This is a genomic window from Rhizobium sp. 05L429 (genome assembly GCF_056397645.1).
The window spans coordinates 121,921-147,481 of record NZ_JBFTNV010000004.1 but is presented as its reverse complement, the minus strand read 5'-3'; the positions used below and the strand labels follow the sequence as shown (position 1 = coordinate 147,481).

Sequence of the window (25,561 nt, the reverse complement as noted above, 5' to 3'; positions counted from 1 at the left end):
CGCAAAGAAGATACGCCCTGCAAACTCATCCGATTAGATGGTATAATCCAAATGAACTTATAGGCAGGGGCAATAAATGGCCGAAAGTCTCGATGACCTGATGGCGTTTCTGACGGTCGCGCGGGAGCGGAGCTTTACCCGTGCCGCCGCAAAGCTCGGCATTGCGCAGCCGACGCTCAGTCAGAACATTCGCGCGCTGGAAGAGCGGCTTGGTGTGCGTCTCCTGGTGCGCACCACGAGGAACGTCTCGCCGACCGAAGCCGGCCAGCGCCTCCTGCAGACCGCCGGGCCGCGACTGGAAGAAATCACGGCTGAGCTGGATTCCCTGAAAGAGCTGCGGGATAAGCCGGCCGGCACGTTCCGTATCTCGGCGATCGACTTCACCGTCGATTACATCCTCTGGCCGAAGCTCATGCCCCTCCTGCAAAAGCATCCCGATATCAGGATCGAGATTGCCGTCGATTACAGCATGACCGACATCGCCGCCGGCGGATATGACGCCGGCATACGTCTGGGCGGCGTCGTGGCGAAGGACATGATCGCTGTTCCGATCAGCGGCGCTTCACGCTTCGCTGTCGTCGCGTCCCCCGATTATTTTGAAAATCGCCAGATCCCGACGGTGCCGCAGGATCTGACCGAGCATATCTGCATCAATCTTCGGCTTCCGACCTATGGAAATTTCTATGCCTGGGAATTTGAGAAAGAGGGCCGCGAGCTCAGAGTTCGTGTCGACGGACAGGTCGCATTCAACGGAATTTTCCAGATCCTGAATGCCGCGCTCGCGGGATACGGCCTGGCCTATGTTCCGGAGCCGATGGCCGCCCCGCACATAAAGGCCGGCCGTCTGCGACGCGTCCTGGAAGACTGGTGCCCTTATTGGGAACCCTATCATCTCTATTACCCGACGCGCCGCCAGTCCACGCCGGCGTTTTCCCTGCTCGTCGATGCCGTGCGCCATCGGTGAGGGCGCAGCCGTCGCCTCTAGGCCCTGAGCCTGGCGAGTTGCGGGCCGACGATTGCGGCAAAGAGGTCGGGATGGCCAAGCGCGCGGGCCGACAGCATGGCGCCGTGGACGCAGGCCATCAGGATCTGCGCTTCCTCCTCGGGCGACTTGTCCAGCCGGAAGAGTTTCTGCTCCGCACCGGCCTTCAGCACCGATGTCAGCCAGGCGGCCAGGTTCTCGAAATGCCGGCGCACGTGTGATGCCACATTGTCAGGCAGCATCTGTATTTCGGCCGCCAGCATGGCGCAGACGCAGAAAGGCTCCGATGCGTCGAGGATGCATTTCTGCCAGTAGTTCAGATAGGCCTGCAGCTGTTCGACGGGGCCGGGGACGTGTTCGCGCAGCGACTTCAGGCCCGATTCGGCGCGCTGCGTATAGCGGTCGACCAGCACCTGCACCAGTTCGGCCTTGGTGGGGAAATGGTGGTGGATGCTCGCCTTGCGGATGCCGACCGCATCGGAAATATCGGCATAGCTGAAGCCGTTATAGCCTCCCGCCACGACGAGGGACTGCGCTACGTCAAGGATCTTTTCTGCGGTCGTCTGTTCCATGGATCTTGGCTACCTGCTGGTCGGCAAGGCTGTCAAGTTGGCGCAGCTGGTTCGCTCACGAGCATGTGTTCCAGCCGGCTGAGGGCAGGAGCTTTTGACGATTGACTCCATGAATTGATCTACCTACTAGTAGGAAGACACAACAAGGAGCCTGTCATGCAGAACCAATCTTCCCCGCAATCGAGCTGGTTGCGATCCTACTACTTCGTCCGTGCGCTGTTCTCGATCGGCTGGATCGTCGCCGCCATTCTTTCAGCCACTCTGTCGGGAAGCCAATCGGCACTCGCCTCCGTGCTGCTCGTCATCTATCCGGCCTGGGATGCGGTGGCGAACCTCGTGGACGCCCGCTCGAACGGCGGCCTGAAGGCGAACCCCGCCCAGACGTTCAACGTCGCCGTCAGCACGATCACCACGGTCGCCGTCATCATCGCCGTCATGAACAGCACCTATGCCGTCCTCGCCGTCTTCGGCGTCTGGGCGATCCTCTCCGGCCTGCTACAGCTTTCGGCCGCCGTGCGGCGCTGGAGCACCTACGGCGCGCAATGGGCGATGATCCTCAGCGGCGCACAATCGACGCTCGCCGGCGGGTTCATGATCAGCCAGTCGCTCGGTACCACGCCGCCGAGCATCCTCGACATTGCACCCTATGCGGGGTTCGGTGCCTTCTATTTCCTGCTGTCGGCAGTATGGATGACGGTTGCTGCGAATAGGAAAGCGAATGCGTGATGGGTGAGGGGCGCCCAGCCCCAAACCGGAATGTGGGCTGTTTTTCGCGAATGTCTCGCGCGAGATCAGAGGTATTCCAGCGAGATGGGCTGTCGGTGAGGCACCCATATACCTCCTTAATTCCTGTGTGGACGCGCGGTAGCTGGGACGCCACGGCAGCCCAGCTACCGCGCATACGCCGCAGGAATATCTATGAGGTCAAAATGCGTCGAGCAGAGCAGATGCCAACAGCACTTCGGTTCCGGCGAGCCCAGCAGAGCAGAATAGAGTTATGTTCTCTGACGAGGACCGGATCCTTCCGGGCATAGAAACCAACTCGGCCAGATCGACCATTCGATTTTCGTGTCGCGTGCCAGCGAGAAAAAAGGGCGAGGCGTAGGCTCGCGTTTGTTCAGGCGCATCGGTGGCTATGATTTTGGCAGCATCAGCGACGTCGAGCCCAATTTCATGCCCTCCGACAAGCTTGGGGCCAACGGTGTTGACGTGAGCGCCCGGCGTCAGATCCGCAATATGCAGGATTGGGGTCCGGCTCGAGGTCGCGCAGATAACGATGTCGGCATCCACCGTCGCCTGCGCAACACTTTCGACAGGCGTGACCTCTACACTGAGTTCGCGTTGCATCTCTTGGGCGAAAGCTCTTCTGTTGACCACATCCGGGCTGTACACACGAACGGAGGATATCGTTCTGACTGCTACGGCCGCAGCAAGCTGGGTTCGCGCCTGGACGCCGCTACCGATTACGGCCACGGACCTGGCATTCTGTGAGCTCAGGTGCCGGATCGCAACGCCGCCGATTGCGCCGGTCCTGATGGCACCGAGACGTTCCCCGAGAACCAGGCCTTTCAGTCTTCCCTCGTTCGTCGACCAGACAGCGACGATTTGAGACTGCTTCGAATTCTGAAACGTATCGTACACACGGAATCCGGCCAGTGGAGCTTCGCCAAGGATCCCGCCCACCGTGAAGACCAGATCGCCATGCTCTCCGAAGGAGACGTGATGCCTTGGCGGCGATACGATCTTGTTATCGAGCCTCGCTCGAAAGGCGAGTTCCAGGACATCGATTGCCTTCGCCATCACATCGTGGCCGATGAGGTCGTGATCGCCGAGCAGCTTGACCATTATCACGCCTTCCGATGACTGAGGGAGTTGCCTTGATGCTACGCATCGTGAGATCTGCAGATACAAGCATCACCAATTGGGCTGATCGGGCATTCTCCGGCCCCGTCACTGAAGCAACAATTATGGCACCCTCGGAAAAGCAGGGGGCGTGAAGAACCGCCATCGAAATGCCACCGCGGTCAAAAGTCCAACGCCCGCGCCAGCTATGATTTCGGCAAGCCACCGGTCTTGAGGCTCCGGTGAAACCGCCCAGTAAACGGCTGCGAAAGCAACTACAGCGGCAGAAACGAGGACGGCCCGTCGAACCGACAGCGGCCAGGCTAATGCAGCGTAGAAAAAACCCGTTTCAAAACCGACGATCGCTGTCACCAATTCCGGGACAGCGTCAGTTGATGCTCCGCTATAGCCACTGATCGTGCGATACGTAAGCACGAGGGACGCAATGACAAAGGTTTGCGAGGCCGCTGCCGCGATCGCCGTGCGTCCCCTGGAGGTTCGATTTTTTGAATATCTGAAGAAAGCCATCCGTCATCCTGACCGCGGCCCAGCTGCGAAAATCGCGTATCTTGTCCTGCCGCGATAAGTTCTCTACAACCTTAAGTGAACTTGAGGTCAAGGGGCAGACAAATGGCGCGAGAACTTACTGTTGGAGACGTTGCCAAACGGTCGGGGGTAGCGGTTTCCGCGCTTCACTTTTACGAGACCAAGGGCCTTATCCGAAGCTACCGCACGGCGGGAAATCAGAGACGGTATTCAAGCGATGTTTTACGGCGAGTGGCAGTAATCAAAGTCGCTCAGAATCTTGGGATTTCCTTGAATTCCATTGGTGACGCGTTGTCCTGCCTTCCAGCGGGACAACCACCCTCCAAAGAAGACTGGGAGACCATGTCCCAGCGATGGAGAGAAGAATTGAACTCGCGGATACATCAACTCCAGAAATTGCGCGATGGACTTTCCGATTGCATCGGCTGTGGGTGTCTTTCCCTCGACAAATGCGGGCTGGTCAACTGGGCAGACAAACTTGCGTTGAGGGGGCCAGGCCCGCATCGACTGATCGATGGGAAAAAGCGGAGAGTCAAAAACTAAGAGCCCTGGAACGCGCATGGCCGGCGACGATCAATATGTCCGGCTCTCTCATCTTCCCGATCCATTCCCCGGTTGGCAAATCGCCGCCGCAGCGGCTAATCTCCCACCACCCCACCTTCGGCCGAGGTTTCACCTCATCCCGGCCGCACTATCACGAGGATACTATCATGAGCACCATCGAAGCCGTCGCCGAAGAGGCCAAGGGTTGGCGCCGGCATATCCATCAGAATCCGGAGCTGCTCTTCGACCTGCCGGAGACGGCGGCGTTCGTGGCGGGCAAGCTTGCGGAATTCGGTTGCGATGACGTCACGACCGGGCTTGCCAGGAGCGGCGTCGTCGCCGTCATCGAGGGGGCGAGAGGTCCGGGTAAGGTGATCGCGCTTCGCTGCGACATGGATGCGCTGCCGATGTCGGAGCAGACCAATCTTCCCTATGCCTCCAGAAATGCCAACCGCATGCATGCCTGCGGCCATGACGGGCACACCGCCATGCTGCTCGCCACCGCCAAGTGCCTTGTCGAAAACCGGGATTTTGCCGGCAAGGTCGTGCTGATCTTCCAGCCGGCGGAGGAGGGCGGCGGCGGAGCGCGGGTGATGATCGAGGAGGGGCTGCTTGAAACCTTCGGCATAGACGAGGTCTATGGCATGCATAACGAGCCGGGCCTGGAGATCGGTTCCTTTGCCACGCGCGCAGGCCCGTTCATGGCGGGTGCAGACCGTTTCGTCATCACCATCAACGGCAAGGGCGGGCATGCGGCCTCGCCGAACATGACGCGTGATCCGGTGCTCGTCAGCGCCCATATGGTCACCGCGCTGCAATCGATCGCCTCACGCTTCACCGATCCCTTCGATCCCGTCGTCGTTTCCATCACCTTCTCGGAAGCGGGCAACGACAAGGCGCTGAACGTCATTCCCGCCTCCGTGCGTCTCGGCGGCACGATCCGCACCATGCAGGCGGATACGAGGAAGGCCGTCGAGCAGCGGTTCCGCGATATCGTCCATGGCACGGCGAAACTGTTCGAGACGGAAGCCGAGATCGACTGGCGGCCGGGTTATCCTGTAACGGTCAATGATGCCGGCAGGACGTCGGCTATCGTTGCGGCGGCTGCAAAGGTGGCCGGCGAGAGCCAGGTGGATGCGGCCTACGAGCAGTCGATGGGGGCGGAGGATTTCTCCTATATGCTGGAGAAGCGGCCCGGCGCGATGATCCTGATCGGCAATGGGGATAGTGCGGGTCTGCACCACCCGGCCTATGATTTCAACGACAAGGCGATTGCGCATGGGGTGCGGTACTGGCTGTCGCTGGTCGGGCAGGAGCTTGGGGGGAAATAGGCGTCTGCCGGAAAAGACCCCTCCCCACAAGGGGGAGGGGCTTAACCTGCCGCGCCCGCTTTCCAAATACTCGATGTTTCGGGATGAGCGAGGTGCGCGCATCGAGTTAGTCCCTCCCCCTGTGGGGAGGGGTTGGGGAGGGGTTTTGCCACGATACAGACCAGCATGTCGGAGGCATCTACCCCCTCACAACCACTTCGCCACCTCGACCCGCTGAAACGCCCTGAGATCCCCGATCAACCCGCCCACATCCGCATTCACCGAAATCGAATAGCGATGCGCCGGCGGCAGGAATTTCGTTTCCACCATATGGTCGATGAATTTCAGAAACGCATCGAAAAAGCCTGATGTGTTCAACAGCCCGACCGGCTTGTCGATCTCCGAAAGCTGGTTCATCGTCCAGACCTCCATCAGCTCCTCGATCGTGCCGATGCCGCCGGGCAATGCGATGAAGGCGTCGGCGCGTTCGGCCATGCGTTGCTTGCGGATGCGCAGCGTCGGCGCGATTTCATCCGTCGTCAGTTTCGGGTGTGAGTGGCCGCGCTGGTGCAGGCTTTCGGTGATGACGCCATGCGCCGTGCCGCCGGTTTCGAGCACCGCATCGGCGACGACGCCCATCAGGCCCTTTGTCGTGCCGCCGTAGACGAGGCCGATGCCCTCACGCGCCATGGCCCCGCCAAGCGCCCGGGCGCCATCGGCGAGATCTTCCGTTGCGCCGAAATTCGATCCGCAGAATACCGCGATGGATTTGATGGAACGTGTCATGCTCGGGCGCCTTTCCTGTGCTTTTGCTCACACGCATTAGCGGCCGGCCGCCGCAAAGGAAAGCTGGCAGGAGGCTCTGTCCGGCGTCAGCCCCGATATGCACAAACCCCATCCCGCTATTCGGAAAGATGCGAATGGAAGGGTGACGTTTCGGGCTGCGATAAAGCCTTACCGATCGGGCTGCGTTTCGGCTGCCGGCAGCCAGAAGCGGAAGAGGGCGCCGCCATCGCCGGCATTGGCGGCGTTTATATCGCCGCCGTGGCTGAGGACAATGGACTGGCAGATCGAGAGGCCGACGCCGACGCCGTCCTGTTTCGTCGTGTAGAAGCAGTCGAAGATCCGGCCGAGATCGGCAGCCGAAATGCCGTCACCGCTGTCGCGGATGGAGAACTGGATCCTCCCGCCCGCCTCGCTGGTGGCGATCTCGATGCGGCGCGGCCGCCTCGCGGCGCTGACGACGGCCTCGATGGCATTGACGAGCAGGTTGACGACGACCTGCTGCACCTGGATGCGGTCGCCGAGGAAGGTGGGCAGGCCGGGCCGGCAGACCACCGAAAGCGAGATCGCATGCATATCGGTCTCATGGCGGACGAAGGACAGCGCGTCCCTGACGATGTCGTTGAGATCGAGCGGCATTCGCGTGTTCGGTTGGCCGCTCGCCATGCCCCGGACGCGCTTGACGATTTCGCTTGCCCTATGGGCGCTCGCCGCCATGCGCGTGGCAAGCTCGCTGATTTTGGCAAGGTTCGGCTCGTCGCGCGAAAGGTGCCGCATGGTCGTCTCGCAGTCCGTGACGATCGCGGCAAGCGGCTGGTTCACCTCATGGGCAATCGAGGTCGCAAGCCTGCCGAGGGTGCAGAGCCGCGCCGTATGCAGCGGGTCGACTTCGTGCTCCTCGGCTTGTCTCCGTCCGGTGATATCCTCCAGCACGACGAGCAATGTGTCGAGACTGTCGGGCGAGAAGGTGACCGACAGTTTGACGTCCAGGACGGCACCCTTGAAGCTGCGCATCTTCATTGGCTCGCTGAAGAGCTTCGCTCCGTCGAACCAGGCGCGTATCAGCCTTTTGATGGTCTCCGGCGATGCCGCAAACAGGTAGCTGGCCGGCCCTGCCAGATCGTCCGACGAAGAGGCTTGCAAAAGGGAAACGGCCATCTCGTTGGCATCGGCGATGAACAGGCCGGCCCGGGAAACTGCAGTGGTGAACAGGTGCTCGGCATCGCCCCTGGCTTTCGATCCGGCAAAGAGGGCACTGAGCCTGGCGGCATCGAGCTGCAGGACCGGAACCGGAAGGTGATGGATGGAAGCCGTATAGTGCGCCTCGCCGCGCGGGCGTCTTGCCGACGGATTGCCTTCGGCGCCGCCCTTGATGACGACGATCGGAGCAAGCCCGGCAGAGCGCTCGCCCCGGCTGGGGTCGTTCCATCGGGCAGCGGCGTTCCTCGCTATCGGCGTGTCGGCCATTGGCTCTTCCTATAGGTTTCAGGCCAAATGTTTCAGCCAATATGTTTCGGCTTGGGCAACATTCTGGTTGAGACAATACTTCTCCGTCGCGGCGCGCGCCGTTTCTGAGCGCGCGTCGACCTCGCGGCCGCCATTGGCGACACCACATCCGTCATGATAGTAGCCATCAGGCTGAATAGAGTCGTGGCAGGTTAAAGCGGGGGCAAGGGCGGCACAATGCCCGCTTCCGTCAACAGGGTGTTGCGCTCAGTGGAACGCAGATGATCGACTTGGATGATATCAGAAGCTTCGTGGCGGTGGTCGAAAGCGGCGGCTTCAACCGTGCCGCCCAGAGCCTCGGCGTTTCGAAATCGATCGTCAGCAGGCGTATCGCGCGGATGGAAAGCGATCTCGGCGCGACGCTCGTCAACCGCAGCACGCGCGGCATCAGCGCAACGGAAGCGGGGCTCGAATTCAAGCTGCGCTGCGGGCGGATCCTGGCCGAACTCGAGGAAGCGCGGGATGCAGTCGCCACCTATGCCGGCGGCGATGTCACCGGGCGTCTCAGGCTTGCCGCACCGCTCTCCTTCGGCCAGCGCTATCTCGGACCTGTTCTGACCGAGCTTGCCGGCCGTCATCCGCGGCTCGAACTCGACGTGTCCTTCTCCGAGCGGGCCGTCGATCTCATCAACGAGCATTACGATGCGGCGATCCGGCTCTTCGAACTGCGCGACCCCTCGCTGATTGCGCGGCGCATTGCGCCGGTCAGGCCCTTCATCGTGGCCAGCCCCGATTACATCGCCCGCAACGGCCGCCCGGAGAGGCCGGAAGACCTGGTGTCGCATAGCTGCATCATCTATTCCGGGCGCCATATTCCGGAGTGGAAGTTCCGTGCCGGCAAGCGCATGGTGTCGATCCGCCCGAACGGGCGGCTTCTGACCGATAATGCCGAGGTGCATCTGAGCTGGACGCTCGCCGGGCTCGGCGTGGCGGAGCTGCCCTCGTTCATCGTCGCCGACGAGATCAGGAAGGGCACGCTCGTACCGCTGCTGGTCGATTATTACCTGGATGAGGGCGCAATCTATGTGGTGCGCCCACCCGGACCGCATGTGCCCGCCAAGGTGCGGGCACTGATCGAGATCATGCTGGAGCGGCTCGGCGGGGAGGGAAGTGCTGCCTATCCCCCGGCTGTGCAGGCAGGAGAATAGGCCGGTCCGCCTGTTTCCGGGAATTTCGTTACAGTTGTAACACAAGGCTAAGATACACGTTTTCAGCCAGTTTCAAGCAAGCTCCGCTTTCCAGTTTGCGCGCATCCACACGCCAAACAGAAGGATGAAGCACCATGATCGTCGGCTCCGATAATTCAACCCGCAACGTGCCCAGCTATATGCCCAGGGTCGCCGTCTCCGTTTACGGCGAGGGGAAATACGACAGGACAAGCGGGGAACTGGTGAACACGCTTCCGGCAAAAACGGATGATCAGCTGCTGGCCGAACTCTACGATCGCACCGCCCAGCAAACGCTCGACGATGCCGATATCGACGGCGACGGGCTGATGAGCAAGGACGAATACATGGCCGCTCAGAAGCGGCTGGCCGATGCCGATAACAGGATCTTCGATATCGATGCCGCAGAAGAACGCTGGTCGACCTTCGATCCGACCGCCAAGGGGGCGATCGACAAGAACGAGATCATCGAGGGCCTGAAGATCCTTCTGCCGCTCAAGGTCGGCCATCTCGATGCCGATATGGCCGAGCGCATCCGGGCGCAGGCCCTGGAGGCCTCCAAGGAAGCGCTGCAGAATTTCCAGGACGCCGTCGACGCGGAAAGCAGGAAGCCGGCAATGGCGGAAACGATCAAGAGGACGATTGCCGAACAGGCCTCGCTGCTCTCGCTCTATGACGAGTTCAAATAGCCGCGGCTGCCCCGTGGCACTGCGGCGCAACTGCGGCCGCGCTCACGCCGGCTGAACGCTCTTTACGATGCCCATATTGTCGATGACGCAGCTGAACTTGCGGCCCGAGGCATCGAGATCGACGCTGAAGCCGCCGGCATCCACCGGGCGCGATCCCGTCGGCAGGATCTTGGCCCGGTCGAGGCCTGCCTGTTTGGCGGCGGCATCGGCGCAGAGCAGTTGCAGGTCGGCGGGTGCGGTCTGCACCGCCGTGCGCGACATCTGGTCGGGCGGCGGGGAAGACTGGCAGGCTGCGATCGCCGATAGCGAGCAAAGGAGCAGGGCGCAAAGCGGCCTGCTCTCCAAGGAAATGCGCATGTTAGTCCCCCGTTTCAGACGCCCCACGTTCAAACACCCTTGTAGAGGGCCGCGCCCTGCATCAGGACGATGACCTTGGCGCCGACCTTTATCCGTGAGTGCAGATCGATGATGTCGTCATTGTTCATGCGAATGCAGCCCGAGGATACGTCGAGGCCGATCGACCAGGATTCCGGCGTGCCGTGGATGCGGTAGATCGTGTCGGCATCGCCGGCATAGAGATAGAGCGCTCGGGCGCCGAGCGGATTGTCGGGGCCGCCCGGTTGTCCGGCCGCCCATTTGGCGGCATTCGGGTCGCGGGCCACCATTTCGGCAGGCGGGGTCCAGGTCGGCCATTCGGCGGTACGGCCGACGCGCACGATGCCGGCCCAGCCGAAGCCTTCGCGTCCGACGCCGATACCGTAGCGGATCGCCTGGCCGCCCGGCTGCACGAGGTAGAGAAAATGCTGGTTGCCGTCGATGATGATCGTGCCCGGCTCCTCCGCCGTGCGGAAGGTGACGACCTGCCGGCGGAAGGCATCCGGAACCTGCTTGTTGCGGGCGAAATATTTACGCGCCGTGTTCTTGTCGTAATTGACCCATTGCCGCGTCTTGGGATCGTAGATCTGCGTGCCGGCCGCAAGGGCAATACAGGCGGCGAATGTAAGGGCGAGTGCGGTGAGGGTGGCTTTCTGCAACGTCCGGCTCATGGCTTTGCCCACCCCTGGATGCGGGCGGCATTGTCGGCCACCCATTTTTGCGCATAGTCGGCAGGCGGCGTCCGCTCTACCTGCAGCGCATAAGTCATGGCCGTCACTTCCTGCGGCGTCAGATCGACCCTCTGCAGAAAGGCGGCGACATCGGCATGTTTGGCGCCAAAGGAGACCGACCAGGCGATGTGGAATTCCGACGGCGGCCAGGCGACATCGGCCTTCGAATGCTCGATCCAGAGCGGATCGCTGCCGGGCGCTATCTTCCATTTTGCGGGGTCGTAGGCCGGTTCCTTCAGCCGTGTGACCTTGTGCAGTTCGAAGACGTTGTGTGGCGCGTAGCAGGCAAAGACCATCGGCCGGCCGGTTGCGACGGCTGCATCGACGGCAGCCATGCCGACATCCTCTTCCGCCTCCACCAGGGTGAGGTTGCTGGCGTAACCGTAGCTCGCGGCGCGGATGCGCTCGATGCTCGCCGAGGTCCAGGTCGCAGCACCGATCCAGAGCTCGCCGCGGCCATCGCCATCGGTGTCGAGCAGCGCGCCCTTTTCAGGGTCCGACAGGTCCTTGACGCTTTTGATGCCGGCCTTCTCGGCGTCCTCGGTGGCGCAGAGGCCCTGCCAGGCGGCAACGGCGCGTTTTGCCAGAACCACCGCCTTCTTCTCATCGACGTATTTTTCGATTGCCGCATCGAGATTCGGCCGCCAGACCTCCGGGTGGATATCGAGTTCGCCGGATTCCAGCCCGGCAAAGGCATTGAGCTCTCCCATCTCGCGCAGGTCGACCGTGAGCCCGAAGTTCTTGCCGATCGCGACCTTCAGGATATTGGCCGTCGCCTGTCCCGACGGCCAGTTCGGCACGGCGATAACAAGATCGGCGGCCTGGACACTGCCAAGGGATACCGAGGCGATGAAAAGCGATACGGTGGCGGCAAGCATGGCCGCGGGCCGTTTGAAACGGTCCGGCGATCCGGCGGGCGTGCGCTTCGCTTGCCTGAGATTTTCACCCTGATGATGTCTCACAGAAACCCCTCCGTTTCCGATCCTCTATGCCGTCGAGGAGCCGCGCGATGGACCCGATGCCGCTCATCATGGCTCTCGTCATGTCCGGGGCTCCGGCGCATACGCGAGACCGAATGGCCGGCGGGGTAATGTCTGCGCCCCTATGCAACTTCAAGTCCTAAACACACCACGCACATGGCGGGGAAGTACGTTACCGTAAATGCCGCCGTAAATTCGTGCGGCGAGCGGCGAAGCGGAATGGGGAAATAGCGACTTGCGCGCAACTCTCCTCATCGATTGACCTGATCAACCGGAGAGGGCAGAACGTCTCCTCAAAACCAGACTTGCCCCGAATCCACGAATAGGCTTTCGTGGCCGCATTTCAGTAGGATCCCGGCACGCCCATGTTTTTCTTCGCGAAGGTTTTCTGGCTCACGTCCCAACCCGTCACCCTCGGCTTCCTGCTGATCGGTCTCAGCATTGTTCTGATGATCTTCCATGTCCGGCGGCTCGCCATCGCGGTCGGGCTGCTGTCCCTGGCGCTCGTCTTCGTGAGCTTTTACACCACGTCAGGTGCGCTGATCGTGCAGGAGCTGGAGGATCGTTTTCCACGGCCGGCCGCACCTGCCGATGTCGCCTGCATCGTCGTGCTCGGTGGCGGGATCGCGACAAAGGTCGATAGCGTGCGCGGTGGCTACAACTTCGATGACGCGGCCGATCGCTATATAGAAACGGTGCGGCTGGCCGGCGTCTATCCCAATGCCAAGGTTATCATGTCCGGCGGCGATGGCAGTCTTACCGGCGGCTACGTCAAGGAAGCGGATATCATCGCCAGGATGTTCAACGATTTCCATATCGATCCGGCTCGTGTCGAATATGACGCGGAATCGCGCGATACCTATGAGAACGCCATCAATACAAAGGCGATCCTGCAGCGGCTGAACCTCGGCCACTGCCTGCTCGTGACATCGGGTTTCCACATGCCGCGGGCGGTGGCAATCTTCCGCAATCTCGGCATGGACGTTACCCCCTGGGTCGCCGATTACCGCACGAATGGACGACAGGGCCTGGCGCTGTCGGCCGGTCATCCGCTAGCCAATGCCGACCTGCTGACGATAGGCATGAAGGAATGGATCGGCATCGTCGCCTATTATTTCGCCGGGCGCGTCTCGACCCTCTATCCGCAGTGAGGGCAGGCGGCTTGCGCCCGGACAGTCGGCGGATTCCTGAAAAGTTGCGCCGCCTGCCGGCTCTATAGCCGCCCGAGAGGGGTTGCCTTCTCTGCCTCGCATTCCGGCAGTCGCAGAGGTCTCGCGAATTTCGCCAGCGCCTCGGGCTTGGCGCATGCCGGGAAGCCGGCCAGCGGCATCGTTTCTATGAACCGGCTGCGCTCTATTGTGCTCAAGCCGGGTTCATTGATCATGCTCTCTACAGTCAGGTCCGGGTGCCGCTTGAGAGCTTCCCTGACCGAGGCATTCGCCTCATCGGTTCGACCCAATGCGGCGAGGGCGCTGCTGCGCACCACCCAGGTCCACCTTTGGTAATTGTTGGGCGTCATGCGCTCCAGCATCTTCACCGCGTCCTCATATCGGCCCGCCATGAAATAGGCAGGCGAGAAGAAGTTGGACGTCCACATCGGATAGTTCGGGTCGAGCCGCATGACCTTGTCGACCATCTGAGCACCGCGTTCCGGTTCACTGAAGCGTGCGGCATAGCCGCTGTAAAAAGTCAGGATTTCGGACGAACCGGGAGCCAGACGAAGGGCCGTTTCGAATTCGGACTTGGCGCGGCCCATGTCGCCCTTATTGGCAAGGCTCATACCGAATACCGCATGTGCTTCGGCGTCGCTCGGATCAAGCTGCACGGCGCGTTCGGCCACATCGGCAGCCGCCTTGCGGTTGGCCTCGGGATCGCCACCGAACACACCCAACAGATCATGAGCATGGTAAAGTTCTACCCAGGCCCGTGCCAGCCCCGGGTCCAGCTCGACGGCGCGGTTGAGAAAGGTGATGGCGGCCTCCGCATCTGCTTTGGTGAGATTTTCAATCTTCTCGGACCCGAGCAGATAATAATCATAGGCGCTCAGGTTTTCAGGCCGTTTGCGTTTGGCCGCAACCCGCAAGGCTTCTTGAATCAGTCCCACTCCGCCGCCGAGGCGGTTGGCGACCTGCTCCGCGATTTCGGTCTGAACGGCAAACACGTCCTCGGCGGGCCGGTCCCAGTTCTCCGACCAGAGATGGTGGCCGGTTCTTGCATCGATCAACTGTGCTGTGATCCGCACCCGGCCACTCTGCCGCTGGATAGAGCCTTCCAGCACAAAGCCGACATGGAGCGCAGTTGCGACCTGGCCGGCATCCACCGGCTTGCCTTTATAAATTTCCGTCGAATTGCGCGCCACCACCTCGAATTCGGGAAACCGTGCGAGGTCGGTGATGATGTCCTCCGTCAGGCCATCGGCCAGACGCCCGCTCGCCTCGTCGCCGCCAAAATTGTCGAAGGGCAGCACCGCCACCGACGGCTTGCCGCCGAAGGGTTCAGGCTGCAAGAACCACCAGGCCGCGCCGCCCGCCAGAGCGAGCGCCACGATCGCCGCCGCAGCCGTCATGGCCGAGCGCGGTATCATTGCGAGAAGCGGGCGACGCGCCCGTTTGCCGTCGAGCCTCAGCCGATACATCCGCACCGGGCGGCTGATATTCTTGACCTGCTGATTGCCGGCGAAATCGAGCGGCCAGTCGAGTTTGCCCTGGAGATGATCGTATGCCGTTCCCGACACCATCACGCCGCCCGGCTCGGCCAGATGCTCCAGCCGCGCGGCGACATTCACCCCATCCCCGTAGAGATCGCCATCCACCAGGGCCACATCGCCCAGATTGATCCCGACGCGGAACAGGATGCGCTCAGGCTCCGGCAGACTGGCGTTGCGCGCCGCCACGCTATTCTGGAACTCCGCGGCGCAGGCAACCGCATCGACCACGCTGTCGAAGGCGACGAGCGTGCCGTCGCCCATCAGCTTGATAACGGTGCCGTGGCGCTCAGATATGGCGGGATTGATCAGGTCGGCGCGGATGGCCTTCAGTCGCCTGATGGTGCCGGCCTCATCGGCCTCCATCGCCTTCGAGTAACCGACCATATCCGCCGCCAGGATCGCGAGCAGCTTCCGGTCGAGTGCGGGGGTTCCCATCATCGGTGCCTTGCATGAACATGCAACAGTGCCGGCAGTTTACACCTACGGAAGCACGGCAACCAGCACACCGCCGAAACGGCATGTCCGCCTCTGGCGCGAAGCGGCCACGAACTCGCTTCGGCCGGCGGCATAGGCCAGGGTCCGGATCCACAAAGAGGATTCCGTTGACGGCGGCTCCATGATTCACGGTCTCCAAAGGGAGACCACAGGTGAATCGGAATTGCTTCTAGCTCACGGAGGAGCAGTTTTCGTGGCTGCAGGCGCTGCAGCCAACAGACACGCGGCAAGCCAATAGCCATGACCGCCGGGTGATCAGCGGCACCCGGTACGATCCATCTGCGACGAACGTCCTTGCGGCTGTCTGCCTCGCCGCCACTGTCACCCACTGGTTATGAGTCAGGGCAGCAATTCACGGCAAACATCCGGACGAGAGCAGCATTTCTTCCGTTCTCACTTGGCGGCGCCAAGCAGGTAGCCCCCGTCCCAGTGATAGATCTGCTTGTCGTCGACGGTGACCTTGACGACCGCCTGGAATCCGGCAAGCGCTCCGCTGCCGGCATGGAACGCACAGGTTCCCTGCATCGGGCTGGCGGTGTCGTAGGTGACGCAGTACCCGACCGCCGTGTCTCCGTTTCCGACGGCAATGACCGCCGTGCTACTGCCGAAAAGGGGACTGCCGGTCACCGGCCCATAGTACAAGATCTTGGTGCCCGCCGGGATCGCCGCGAGGTTCGATTCCGTAATGGTGCAGAAGCTCGGGGTTTCGCCGGTGTACTGGCTACATTCCTTGGAAATCTTCAGCGGTTGCATAGCCGGCGTAGCGGACGCCACGGAGGTTAGCGCCAGGATGGCACCAGCCGAGAGGATCAACAATCTGCTCATTGCCCACTCCCTATGGTCGAATTAACGGCCGATATTTTACTCGTTATCTGCTCTCTGAGCAATTCGCTGCTTTCAATCTTCCGAGCAAGGGGTTGCCGTCCGCCGGCTGCTCGCGAATTCCGCACTTTTGCTTGCATCGGAACACAGTTATATGCTTGCGCTGACAGGGCAGGCATAGGGCGCCAGGGAGTTCACTTGAGAATATTGATCATCAGCCGCAAGGCGGAGGAGGTTCGGCGGAGCTTCCAGATCCGGCAGCTGGCTGCACTCGGCCTGTCCTTCGAATTTCTCGACGCATTCGAAGCTGCCGATCTGACCGTCGAGGAATGCCAGACGGCTGCCAGCAACTGGCCGAGCCCGACGCGGCGGCAGGACATCGGTTGCTTCCTGTCCCACCGCAAGGCCTGGCAGGTGGTTGTAGAGCATGGCGCGAAGATGCTCATCCTCGAAGACGACGCGGTGCTGTCAGACGATATCACGGCCGTCCTCGCCAATATCGAGGCCCGCAACGATGCGTGGAACAGCGTCTACGATCTCGAATTCGCCCCGCGGCGCCATATCCTCAATCGCAAGCGCGCCTGGCAGGACGCGGCCGGCCGCTTTGGCGCGACCCGCGTCTATCAGAACCGCGTGGGGCTGGCAGGCTACGTTATTGGCCCCGAGGCTGCAAAACGCATGCTGGCTGAGACCACCACCTATTCGCTGATCGATGCGCATTTCTGGCACCGCTCCTGGCTTGCCGCCTACCAGATCGAGCCGGCGCCCGTCATCCAGCAGCGGTTTCTGGAGGGTGAGGCCGAGAGCGGTGATTTCGTGCGCCCGGAAAAGGATCTGGTCTTCCTACCTCTCAGCAAGCTGCGCAAGCTGGCGCGCCGGCTGGAGCTCGAAAGCATCAAGGCGAGAAACCTCGTTGCCGGCCTGTTGTGGGGGCAGAAGAGGGATGTGCTTGTCGATCGCTCCAGGTTCAATGCCGGCGTGGCGAAATCCGTGTGACTGGGCTGCTGCTGGTGTCCGTGATCGGGTAGGGCAGGGTATGCTTGCCGATGGGTGTGGTGGTTGCCTGAAAACCCCTCCCCAACCCCTCCCCACAAGGGGGAGGGGCTTAACCTGCTGCGCGGCGCCTTCCATATCTTCGACGTTTCAATAGGAGCGAGGCGGTCCCGCGCTGAATCCCTCCCCCTTGTGGGGAGGGGTTGGGGCGGGGTTTTGGCGACGCAGACGGCGTTCTCCCCATTGACACTCCTCCACATATTCCTTACCTCCCAATCCACGCCAGTCATCTGGCCGTAAGCGTTTGACGTCAAGCAACGCACTTATCGATCCTCGCCGGTCGGAGTGCGTTTTTTTGTGCCCGTCGACGAGGAAACAGCCAGGAGGTTTTCATGGCTTTCCGTCTTACTGATGATCGCGAGCAGGCACGGCTTTACGTGCTGACCGCGATCCTTTTCGTCTCCTATCTCTGCGTTGCGATCGCCCTTCCTGTCGTGCCCGTGTTCGTGACCGGCACGCTTGGCCTCGGCAATGGCTGGGCGGGCCTTGGCGTCGGCATCGCTTTCCTCGCCACCATCCTCACCCGCGGCTATGCCGGCGGGCTTGCCGATGGCAGGGGCGCCAAGCTCGCCGTGCAGCGCGGCCTGGTCTTCTATGTGGCGGGGGCGCTGATTTCGCTCGCCGCCGGGCTCTCGCTGCAGGCGCCGGCTGCGGCTTTCGCCATTCTCGTCGCCGGGCGGCTGTTGATCGGGCTCGGCGAAAGCCTTGTCGCCGTCGGCGTCATTGCCTGGGGCATCGGGCTTGTCGGGCCGGCGCGCTCCGGCCGGGTGCTGGCGCTGGTTGGCGCGGCGATCTACGGCGCGCTTGGGCTTGGCGGGCCTGTTGGACTGCTGCTGCTCGATAACATCGGCTTTGCCGGCACGATGGCCGTCAGCGCCATGCTGCCCCTGCTCGGGCTTGCCGCGATCCGCAGCGTGCCCGCCGTTGCCGCCCATCCGGGCAGGGAACGCCCGCCGCTTGCCGCCGTCATCGGCCGCATCTGGGTACACGGGCTGATCGTCTGCCTGCAGGGCATGGGCTTTGCCGCGATCGGCTCCTTCTTCACCCTCTATTTCCGCGATCTCGGTTGGGATCATGCCGGCCTCGGCCTGACCGCCTTCGGCTGCGGCTTCGTGCTGGTGCGCCTCGTCTTCGGCCATCTGCCGGATCGCTATGGCGGGCTCACGGTCGCCGTCGTGTCGCTTGCGGTCGAAGCGATCGGCCAGTTCCTGATCTGGAGTGCCGCCGATCCCACCGTCGCGCTGATCGGCGCCTTCATGACCGGCCTCGGCTGCTCGATGATCTTTCCCGCCATGGGGCGCGAAGTCGTGCATCTCGTGGCACCGCATCTGCGCGGCACGGCGCTTGGCGGCTTCTCGGCCTTTCAGGATCTGGCTTACGGGCTGACCGGGCCGCTGGCGGGCGTGCTCGCCGACCGGGCGGGATACGGAAGCGTGTTTCTGGTTGGCGGGGTGACGGCGGTTTGCGGGTTTATGGTTGCGGTGCTGCTGAGGCGAGGGAAGGTGGTTGCTGCGGGGTGATGCAGCGAGGTGAGGGTGTGTGGATGAGTAGGGGAGGTGTCCCGTGGGTCACCCCTCTGTCCTGCCGGACTCCGGGGGCGAGCCACGGGTCTCGAGCCGTCCTTGCCGGTCCTCAATATCCCTCTGGTTAGCTGAACGGGCAGCGGAGACGGCGTCGTACTGACGCGCCCCTATCGCTCCTATTCCCAAGGTTGTATAATTCTGCAGACAAACGAGTACGGCGTGTTCGGAGCCCGTTATCCAAAGGGAGGATGCCTTGTCCAGATCATCGTTGTTTCTGTCACTAGCGCTGGCTATCGGCCTGTCAGTCCCAACAATATCCATGCCGACTGAAGCAAGCGCGCAGGCCCAGATCTCCATCAGCGTCGGCAGCAATCTCAACAGCGGCAGAGGGATTACCTGTAGTCAGGGCGAGAGGCTGCTCCGTAGCCGCGGTTTCAGGGACGTCAGGCGGATCGACTGCCGTGGTCGTTTCTTCGTTTATCGGGCCCAGAGAGGCAACAGCCGGTTCGAGATTTCCATACGGCAGCGTGATGGCCGCGTCGTGGATATGCGCCGCATCGGTGGAAGGCGATAGTGTCGGGAAGGTGATACCCGCGATTTCTACGCGCTTGTCCGGGTCTAGCGCAAAGCTGCCCTGAACGCCGCCACCAAGGTTGGTGGCATCTGGTTGTCGAATTCCGCACTCGTCGATCTCCCTCCTTGTGGGAGTCCGAAGGACGGGCAAGACCCTTGCCCCGCTCCCGCAACGACCCATCTCCCCGATGGTCACAACCGGGATACCATCCATGCCAACACAGATCCTCTTCATTCAGGGCGCCGGCGAGACGACCCACGACGAGTGGGACAACAAGCTGGTCGACAGCCTCGCCCGCGAACTCGGCGATGCCTACACGATCCGTTACCCGCGCATGCCCGACGAAGCCGATCCGCATTATCAGGCGTGGAAAGCCGCTGTTATCACCGAGTTCCAAACCCTCGAAGACGGCGCCATCCTGATCGGCCATTCCTTCGGCGGCACGGTGCTTCTCCACACGCTTGCCGAAGCGTGGCCGGCCTTCGAGCCCGGCGCCGTCATCCTGATCGCGCCGCCCTTCATGGGTGCCGGCGGATGGGAGAGCGATGAGATGGCCGGGGGCAGCGATTTTTCCGAAAGCCTGCCGGAGGGGATGCCCGTGCTCATCTATCACGGCAGCGACGACGACACGGTGCCCTTTGCGCATATCGAGCTTTACGCCATGGCGATCCCGGATGCGGTCGTCTGCTCGCTGCCGGGGCGCGATCACCAGATCGACAATGATCTCGCCGACGTGGCCAAGGATATACGCTCGCTGGCAGCATAGGCCCGCCGACCCCATTCCATCACTCAACCATTGGCATCGCATCCTCCCGCATCGCTGAAATCAAAGCCGATGCAGGAGCTGCCGCATGATATCCGGATATTTGGGAGCAGCGGGCAAAGCGCCTTTATCGACACAGGCCGCCCGCCGTCTTCATGCCATCGGCATGCTCCAGCCGCTTGCCGGCCTCGTCCTTGCCGCCGGCTTCGTGCTCTGCCTGGCCGGCCGATATGAGGCCCAGCTCATCCGTGAAGCGCACCTCCATCAGGAGGTCATCGGTCAATGAACGCCTTCAGTCTGCAGTTCGATTTCGATGAGCTCACCATCCCCGTCCTTGGCCGGAACGACAGTGGCCTGCTGCTGTACGGTTCCGCCGAACTCTCGGGCGATCACGAGGGGTTCAGTGTCGAGGCCATCCATCTTGCCGGGGGCACCACGCTGCGCCAAGCCGGCAATGCCGAATTCGGCCGGCCGGCGCCCTTTGCCGACGAGCTCTTCCGGCGCGTCGCCGCCGTCATCGAGAACGACAAGACCGTGCTCGGCCGTCACGCGGCCATGGAATGGGCCGAGCTCATCGAGCGCCACGGCGAGGCGGCCTGAGTGGGCGGAACATAAACCTATCTTTGTTTGTTTTCGAGCGTTCCGGGTCCCTGAAAAGTTTCGCCTGATATGGATCGTGATCGAAGATAGGAATAATTTCCTTGCTTGTTGTCGCCGTTGCCGGGTACAACCCTATGACGGCAGCGATATCCAACTGGAGAGTTTTGCATGCATGCGTGCCCGCTCAAAGCGAGCGACATCACCTTCATCAAGGCACTGGCATACGGCGCGCCATCCTGGCGGATTGCAGCGTTACTGGCTGTGTCTGCAGATATTTCTCACCGTGCGGTGACACTCTTCCGGCCGGCAGAAACGGCAGCCATTCCGGCGCGCGACGGGTGGCTTTCTTGAAGGATATTCCCGACGACCTGATACATTCGGTACGGGCCGCACAGCTTTCGGGCGGCCTCTGCCAGGAGATCGCTGCCGCGATCGGCCGGGAGCGTGCGCGGTGCAGGCAAGCCGTCGAGACATGGCGGATGGGGCTGGCGGCTTGCGACGATCTCGGGCGCAGTATCGAGCTGTTGCTTTCGGAGATCGAGGCGGGTGGCGCCACGATGGAGCAAAAGCCGGCCGAGGATGATGATGCGGTGCTTATTGCGCTCGGGCGCAAGCTGCATGAGGCGGCAGGGGTGGCAGACCGGCAACTGCTGGCGATGCCTGATTATGCTGGTATAGCGGAAGAGGCCACTGCCATCGAGGCGATCCTGCGGCCGGGCGAAGAGATTGCCGACAGGATGCTATATCTGTGGCCGGTGACATCCAGGGGTGTCGAGGCCCGGCTGCGCGCCGAGGTCTGGAAGCGCGGGGAGTATATCGGGACCTATCTTGGTGGGGAATGAATGCGAGGGTGGTCCAATCTCTCTGACCCTCACAGGTCAGTTGATGAAGAGGCCAGAAGACCCGCCCCAAACCCCTCCCCACAAGAGGGAGCGGCTTAACCTGCCGCACCGGCTTTCCACATCTTCGACGTACCGGAGGGAGCGAGGCGGTGCCTCAAGTTAGCCCCTCCCAGCTGTGGGGAGGGGTTGGGGAGGGGTTTTTGGCGATGGTACAGACCGGAATGATCCCTGACAGATTGATCCAGGTTGATGATCGAGACACGCGTTTTCCTCCGGCTACTGGACCAAGCGCAACCTCCTGCGATCAATAAATCGCCGGCAACATCCCGCCATCGACCCGCAGATTCACCCCCGTAATGTAGCCGGCGCGCGGACTGACCAGGAAAGCAACGGCGTCGGCGATCTCCTCCAGCGTGCCCACCCTCCCAACCGGCACCTCGGCGAAAAGCGGCAGCACGGCCTGCTCCACGGTTTCCCATGCGGCATCCCCGGCAATGCCGCGCTCACCCGCGACCTCGCGGAAGCGGGCGTCCAGCCGGCCGCTGTGGATCGTGCCCGGCGATATCGTATTGACGGTCACGCCCTCGGCCGCCACCGCCTTCGCCATGGAAGAGGTCATGGCGTTCATCGCCGCCTTGCAGGCGGAGTAATCCGGGCGGCCCGCAGGCGGCATCAGGCCGGCGAGGCTGGAAATATTGACGACGCGGCCGAAGCGGGCCTGGCGCATGTCAGGCAGCAGCCTCGTTGTGACACGGACGGCGGCGAGAACATTGCGGTCGTAGGCCGACGCCCAGGAGGCGGGCCGGCTGTTCGTCCAGTCCTCCGGCTCGCCCGAGCCGCCGGCATTGTTGACGACGATGTCGATCCGGCCGGCAAGCGCCTGTGCTTCGTCGATCAGGCGTTCCACCTCGTCATCGACGGTGAGATCGCCTGTTACCGCATGGGCGCGGCCGCCTTCGGCGATGATCTCGTGGGCCACGCGCTGCGTCTCCGCCCTGTCGCGGCCATGGACGATGACGGTGACCCGCTCGCGCGCAAGCCCCCTGGCGATCGCTTCGCCGATGCCCTTGCTGCTGCCGGTGACGAGCGCTGTCTTGCCGTCGAGTTTCAAATCCATTGCGGTCTTCCTATCTTGGAGTGGATGGACGCACAGAAGAACAGGACGATGCTCGATACAATTACGCACTTAAAAGTGCCTGTAGAACGGGAAGACCGCGCCGCCTGCCTCGGGCCTGAAGGCTCGGTCGCACATGTGACGCGGGTACTGCGGATGATCAGCGGGCGCTGGAAGCTGCCGATCCTGTTTCGCCTCTTCGCCGAGCCTTCGATGCGCACCCTGCAATTGAAGCGGGACATGCCGGGCATTTCGCAGAAGATGCTGACGCAGCACCTGCGGGAGCTGGAGCTGGACCGGCTTGTCGAGCGGACGGATTTCGGCGAGCAGCCGCCGCGCGTCGAGTATCGGCTGACGGAGGCGGGACGGGCGCTGATGCCGGTGCTGATGGCGGCGCGGGAGTTTTCGCGCGATCATGCGGCGGGATAGGGCAGGCGGCTTTGAGGGGCGTCGGCCCCAGTATCTTCAGGCTGGGGTGCGCGGGTCGATCGGCGTTGCGGGCCGCAGATCGAGAATCAGCTCCAGGGCGCGGGCGCCAGCCAGAACGCGTGCCTCGCCGCGGGGCCGGCCGACGATCTGCAGGCCGACGGGGCGACCATCGGCAGTGAAGCCGCAGGGCAGGCTGAGGGCCGGGGCGGTCGTCAGGGAGATCGCGTAGGCGATCGCCAGCCATTCGACATAGTTTGAGAACGTATGGCCGGCACATTCGCCGACATATCTCTGGCCGACCGGATAGGCGGCGACAATGGTGGCCGGGCAGAGAAGGAGATCGTAGGTATCGAAGAACAGGTTCATGCGCCGGAACATAGCAGCGCGGTTGTTTTCCGCCCGCACGACATCCGCCATCGTATAGCTGAGGCCCTTTTCGATATTCCAGACCACCTCCGGCTTCATCTTGTCCCTGTTGCCATCGAGAAGCCCTGCGTAGCTAGAAGCAAAGGTCATGCCTCGCAGAACCTGGAATGTGTCATGCGCTTCGGAGAGGTCCGGGTGAGCCTCCTCGACGATGACGCCCATCTCGCTGAAACGGGCAGCCGCCGCGCGGCAGATCGCGGCCACCTCGGGATCGACAGGGGTGATGCCGAGATCGGCGGAAAAGGCCACGCGGGCCGGCCGCCAGCCGGAGCGCGCCGCCGCCAGAAAATCCTCGCCCCTCGGCAAGGAAATCGGATCTGCCGGGTTTTCGCCGGTCATCGCGTCGAGCAGCAGGGCCGTATCTTCGACGCTGCGGGCCATAGGCCCCTTGACGCCGATCAGCCGATCGATCTTCGAGTCCGGATTGCTGGCCACGCGGCCGGGGCTCGGCCTCAGCCCCACCACGCCGCAGAAGCTTGCGGGATTGCGCAGGCTGCCGCCGAGATCGGAGCCCTGCGCCAGCCAGGCCATGCCGGTGGCAAGGGCAACGGCTGCACCGCCGGAGGAACCCGCGGCAGAAAGCCCGGTATTCCAGGGGTTTAAGGTCGCGCCGAAGACCTCGTTGAACGTATTGCCGCCGGCGCCGAATTCCGGCGTGTTGGATTTCGCGTAGATGACGCCGCCCTGAGCCTCTATCGCCTCCACCATGATGTCGGACTTTTCGGGAATGTGGTCGGCAAAGACAGTCGAGCCGTAGGTGGTGCGCACGCCGGCGACATCCGTCAGGTCCTTGATCGGCACCGGCAATCCCGCCAGACGGCCGCGGCTGCCGGGGGGCTGCTGCATCAGCCGGCGGGCATGGGTACGGGCGCGATCGAAACAGAGGGTCGGCAGCGCGTTGACCGCAGCATCGACGGCGCCGATGCGCGCCTCCAGCGCATCGAGACAATCGAGCGGCGACACATCTCCGCGGTTCAGGAGATCGACGACCGTGCAGGCCGGCATGTTCGTCAGACTGGCATCGCTGGGCACGGGCTCATCCTCAGCCGGATCGTCTTCCAAGTGAGGCCGTCAGACTGCATCATCTGCCCGATGGCTTCAAGCGCATGTCACGCGGATGCGGAGGATGCGGCAAAAACCCTCTCCAACCCATCCTGTCGGATGCCGGGGTCGAGCCACGGGTCTCGACCCGTCCTTCGGACCCTCACAAGGGGGAGGGACTTAGCGTTGAGCTTGCGGCACTTTCCGTGGTCACCGACGGGGCAGAGACGGCGCGGCAGGTTAAGCCCCTCCCACCTGTGGGGATGGGTTGTGGAGGGGTCTTCTCGCGCCCCCAAAACAAAAACGGCGCCCCTTGCGGAGCGCCGTCGCCTGCCGAAGCAGAGAGACCTGAATCAGATCAGAAGGCCTGGATGTTGACAGCCTTCGGGCCCTTGCCCATGCGATCCGGCTCGGTGTCGAAGGAAACTTCCTGGCCTTCGCGGAGCGACTGGATGCCAGAAGCCTGGAGAGCGGAGATGTGGACGAAAACGTCCTTCGCGCCGCCTTCCGGCGTGATGAAACCAAAACCCTTGTCCTGGTTGAAGAATTTTACGGTGCCCTTGGTGGCCATAGGGGATAGTCCTTTTCCCATTGGTAGTTAGTTTATCCGCACCCCCGGCGGAGGGGAGGCGGACGGCTTTAGCTTTCGCGTTTCGGCCTCTGGAAGCCGGACGCGAAGGGTCAGTCGAGACGTCACGTACGGGGAAAGAACATCTACGCGCATGGGTGTCACCCATGCCGCCCCACCGGAATTGGCGCTCCGAAAGGGCATTACCACTTCAGTCCAGTCACCGGCATGCGAAATGCCCGAGTGTCGCAGTTCGTGCCAGCATTTCGGGCAAAAAGCAAGCGGCAATATTATGGCATGGCTTTCGCGGTTGCGAGAATTGATGATGATTCAAATGGTTGGCGGAAGATTAGCAGAGGCTTGCATGGCTGTGCCATTGCGGGATGGTGGGGATTTGCAACCTGAAGGGGGCGAGCTGCATCTTGCGGCTGATGGGCTTCCGGTTCTCTCGGGATTCCTTTTATCGGCGTGCGGACAAAGGGGGTGAGAAAGGCGGAATGACGTAGCAAGTGCCAACAGCCGCTTTACAGCGGTTCGAGCCACCGCTTTGCGCCAAACCGGTCATCATGTGGGTTCGGC

26 protein-coding genes are annotated in these 25,561 nt (G+C 62.4%); 13 read left to right on the top strand and 13 right to left on the bottom strand.

Going from position 1 to position 25,561, the window contains the following annotated elements; genetic code table 11:
- Positions 1–76: 76 nt before the first annotated feature.
- Entirely contained in the window at positions 77–964 is an 888-nt protein-coding gene (locus AC1DNW_RS05505) for a LysR family transcriptional regulator (RefSeq protein ID WP_113307794.1), read from the top strand.
- Positions 965–981: 17 nt separating this feature from the next.
- Here the strand turns inward: AC1DNW_RS05505 and AC1DNW_RS05500 are convergent, their stop codons facing one another.
- Entirely contained in the window at positions 982–1,554 is a 573-nt protein-coding gene (locus AC1DNW_RS05500) for a TetR/AcrR family transcriptional regulator (RefSeq protein ID WP_113307793.1), read from the bottom strand.
- 156 nt (positions 1,555–1,710) lie between these two features.
- Between AC1DNW_RS05500 and AC1DNW_RS05495 the strand changes: the two genes are divergently transcribed.
- Entirely contained in the window at positions 1,711–2,280 is a 570-nt protein-coding gene (locus AC1DNW_RS05495; protein WP_113307792.1) for a DUF308 domain-containing protein, read from the top strand.
- A gap of 198 nt (positions 2,281–2,478) precedes the next feature.
- Here AC1DNW_RS05495 and AC1DNW_RS05490 read toward each other — a convergent pair whose 3' ends face one another.
- Entirely contained in the window at positions 2,479–3,399 is a 921-nt protein-coding gene (locus tag AC1DNW_RS05490; protein WP_113307791.1) for an ornithine cyclodeaminase family protein, read from the bottom strand.
- A gap of 627 nt (positions 3,400–4,026) precedes the next feature.
- Here AC1DNW_RS05490 and soxR point away from each other — a divergent pair.
- The gene (gene soxR, locus AC1DNW_RS05485) at positions 4,027–4,485 is read left to right on the top strand and encodes a redox-sensitive transcriptional activator SoxR (protein WP_113307790.1); all 459 of its coding nucleotides are present in this window, start codon (positions 4,027–4,029) and stop codon (positions 4,483–4,485) included.
- A gap of 167 nt (positions 4,486–4,652) precedes the next feature.
- Complete coding sequence (locus AC1DNW_RS05480; protein WP_477852165.1) at positions 4,653–5,816, top strand: M20 aminoacylase family protein; 1,164 nt, start codon at positions 4,653–4,655, stop codon at positions 5,814–5,816.
- A gap of 186 nt (positions 5,817–6,002) precedes the next feature.
- On the opposite strand, the gene AC1DNW_RS05475 is transcribed toward AC1DNW_RS05480, so the two are convergent.
- A complete protein-coding gene (locus tag AC1DNW_RS05475) occupies positions 6,003–6,581 on the bottom strand; it encodes a TIGR00730 family Rossman fold protein (RefSeq protein ID WP_113307789.1) in 579 nt (192 codons plus the stop codon).
- Between the two features lie 168 nt (positions 6,582–6,749).
- On the bottom strand, positions 6,750–8,045 hold the full coding sequence (locus AC1DNW_RS05470) for a sensor histidine kinase (protein ID WP_477852163.1): 1,296 nt from the start codon (positions 8,043–8,045) through the stop codon (positions 6,750–6,752).
- A 260-nt stretch (positions 8,046–8,305) separates the two neighbouring features.
- Here AC1DNW_RS05470 and AC1DNW_RS05465 point away from each other — a divergent pair, with 260 nt between their 5' ends.
- Positions 8,306–9,232, top strand: coding sequence for a LysR family transcriptional regulator (locus AC1DNW_RS05465; RefSeq protein ID WP_113307787.1), 927 nt, complete (start codon positions 8,306–8,308; stop codon positions 9,230–9,232).
- Positions 9,233–9,366: 134 nt separating this feature from the next.
- On the top strand, positions 9,367–9,939 hold the full coding sequence (locus tag AC1DNW_RS05460) for an EF-hand domain-containing protein (protein ID WP_113301868.1): 573 nt from the start codon (positions 9,367–9,369) through the stop codon (positions 9,937–9,939).
- A 42-nt stretch (positions 9,940–9,981) separates the two neighbouring features.
- Here AC1DNW_RS05460 and AC1DNW_RS05455 read toward each other — a convergent pair whose 3' ends face one another.
- Genes AC1DNW_RS05455 through AC1DNW_RS05445 form a run of 3 tightly spaced genes read right to left on the bottom strand, consistent with a single transcriptional unit; the run spans position 9,982 to position 11,923 of the window.
- Positions 9,982–10,296 carry a hypothetical protein gene (locus AC1DNW_RS05455; RefSeq protein ID WP_115034810.1) on the bottom strand — a complete coding sequence of 105 codons (315 nt, stop codon included), beginning with the start codon at positions 10,294–10,296 and terminating at the stop codon, positions 9,982–9,984.
- A 29-nt stretch (positions 10,297–10,325) separates the two neighbouring features.
- Positions 10,326–10,985 (bottom strand): L,D-transpeptidase, encoded by a 660-nt coding sequence (locus tag AC1DNW_RS05450; RefSeq protein ID WP_115034811.1) that lies wholly within the window; start codon positions 10,983–10,985, stop codon positions 10,326–10,328.
- Positions 10,982–11,923 (bottom strand): ABC transporter substrate-binding protein, encoded by a 942-nt coding sequence (locus AC1DNW_RS05445; protein WP_113301876.1) that lies wholly within the window; start codon positions 11,921–11,923, stop codon positions 10,982–10,984. The genes AC1DNW_RS05450 and AC1DNW_RS05445 overlap by 4 nt, the downstream gene beginning before the upstream one ends.
- Before the next feature lie 467 nt (positions 11,924–12,390).
- Between AC1DNW_RS05445 and AC1DNW_RS05440 the strand changes: the two genes are divergently transcribed.
- Positions 12,391–13,176, top strand: a complete 786-nt coding sequence (locus AC1DNW_RS05440; protein ID WP_113301871.1) for a YdcF family protein — start codon at positions 12,391–12,393, stop codon at positions 13,174–13,176.
- Positions 13,177–13,238: 62 nt separating this feature from the next.
- On the opposite strand, the gene AC1DNW_RS05435 is transcribed toward AC1DNW_RS05440, so the two are convergent.
- A complete protein-coding gene (locus AC1DNW_RS05435; RefSeq protein WP_477852210.1) occupies positions 13,239–15,167 on the bottom strand; it encodes an adenylate/guanylate cyclase domain-containing protein in 1,929 nt (642 codons plus the stop codon).
- 453 nt (positions 15,168–15,620) lie between these two features.
- Positions 15,621–16,052, bottom strand: coding sequence for a hypothetical protein (locus tag AC1DNW_RS05430; RefSeq protein WP_113301872.1), 432 nt, complete (start codon positions 16,050–16,052; stop codon positions 15,621–15,623).
- Positions 16,053–16,247: 195 nt separating this feature from the next.
- Here AC1DNW_RS05430 and AC1DNW_RS05425 point away from each other — a divergent pair, with 195 nt between their 5' ends.
- From AC1DNW_RS05425 to AC1DNW_RS05415, 3 genes are all read left to right on the top strand, one after another.
- The gene (locus AC1DNW_RS05425) at positions 16,248–17,045 is read left to right on the top strand and encodes a glycosyltransferase family 25 protein (RefSeq protein ID WP_113307785.1); all 798 of its coding nucleotides are present in this window, start codon (positions 16,248–16,250) and stop codon (positions 17,043–17,045) included.
- Between the two features lie 389 nt (positions 17,046–17,434).
- Complete coding sequence (locus AC1DNW_RS05420) at positions 17,435–18,622, top strand: arabinose transporter (RefSeq protein ID WP_113309814.1); 1,188 nt, start codon at positions 17,435–17,437, stop codon at positions 18,620–18,622.
- Between the two features lie 788 nt (positions 18,623–19,410).
- Complete coding sequence (locus AC1DNW_RS05415; RefSeq protein ID WP_113309816.1) at positions 19,411–19,965, top strand: alpha/beta fold hydrolase; 555 nt, start codon at positions 19,411–19,413, stop codon at positions 19,963–19,965.
- Between the two features lie 124 nt (positions 19,966–20,089).
- Here the strand turns inward: AC1DNW_RS05415 and AC1DNW_RS05410 are convergent, their stop codons facing one another.
- Positions 20,090–20,245, bottom strand: a complete 156-nt coding sequence (locus AC1DNW_RS05410) for a hypothetical protein (RefSeq protein ID WP_162748533.1) — start codon at positions 20,243–20,245, stop codon at positions 20,090–20,092.
- Between AC1DNW_RS05410 and AC1DNW_RS05405 the strand changes: the two genes are divergently transcribed.
- The gene (locus AC1DNW_RS05405; protein WP_113309817.1) at positions 20,245–20,562 is read left to right on the top strand and encodes a hypothetical protein; all 318 of its coding nucleotides are present in this window, start codon (positions 20,245–20,247) and stop codon (positions 20,560–20,562) included. The two genes, AC1DNW_RS05410 and AC1DNW_RS05405, sit on opposite strands and share 1 nt — an antisense overlap.
- A 347-nt stretch (positions 20,563–20,909) precedes the next feature.
- The gene (locus AC1DNW_RS05400) at positions 20,910–21,404 is read left to right on the top strand and encodes a hypothetical protein (protein ID WP_162748534.1); all 495 of its coding nucleotides are present in this window, start codon (positions 20,910–20,912) and stop codon (positions 21,402–21,404) included.
- 304 nt (positions 21,405–21,708) lie between these two features.
- On the opposite strand, the gene AC1DNW_RS05395 is transcribed toward AC1DNW_RS05400, so the two are convergent.
- Positions 21,709–22,521: an SDR family NAD(P)-dependent oxidoreductase gene (locus tag AC1DNW_RS05395; RefSeq protein WP_113309820.1), complete on the bottom strand. Its 813-nt coding sequence runs from the start codon at positions 22,519–22,521 to the stop codon at positions 21,709–21,711.
- 48 nt (positions 22,522–22,569) lie between these two features.
- Here AC1DNW_RS05395 and AC1DNW_RS05390 point away from each other — a divergent pair, with 48 nt between their 5' ends.
- Positions 22,570–22,947 (top strand): winged helix-turn-helix transcriptional regulator, encoded by a 378-nt coding sequence (locus tag AC1DNW_RS05390; protein WP_113309848.1) that lies wholly within the window; start codon positions 22,570–22,572, stop codon positions 22,945–22,947.
- Positions 22,948–22,983: 36 nt separating this feature from the next.
- On the opposite strand, the gene AC1DNW_RS05385 is transcribed toward AC1DNW_RS05390, so the two are convergent.
- Both AC1DNW_RS05385 and AC1DNW_RS05380 read right to left on the bottom strand, forming a co-directional pair.
- Entirely contained in the window at positions 22,984–24,378 is a 1,395-nt protein-coding gene (locus tag AC1DNW_RS05385; RefSeq protein ID WP_113309849.1) for an amidase family protein, read from the bottom strand.
- 394 nt (positions 24,379–24,772) lie between these two features.
- A complete protein-coding gene (locus tag AC1DNW_RS05380; RefSeq protein ID WP_113301405.1) occupies positions 24,773–24,985 on the bottom strand; it encodes a cold-shock protein in 213 nt (70 codons plus the stop codon).
- Positions 24,986–25,561: the final 576 nt, after the last annotated feature.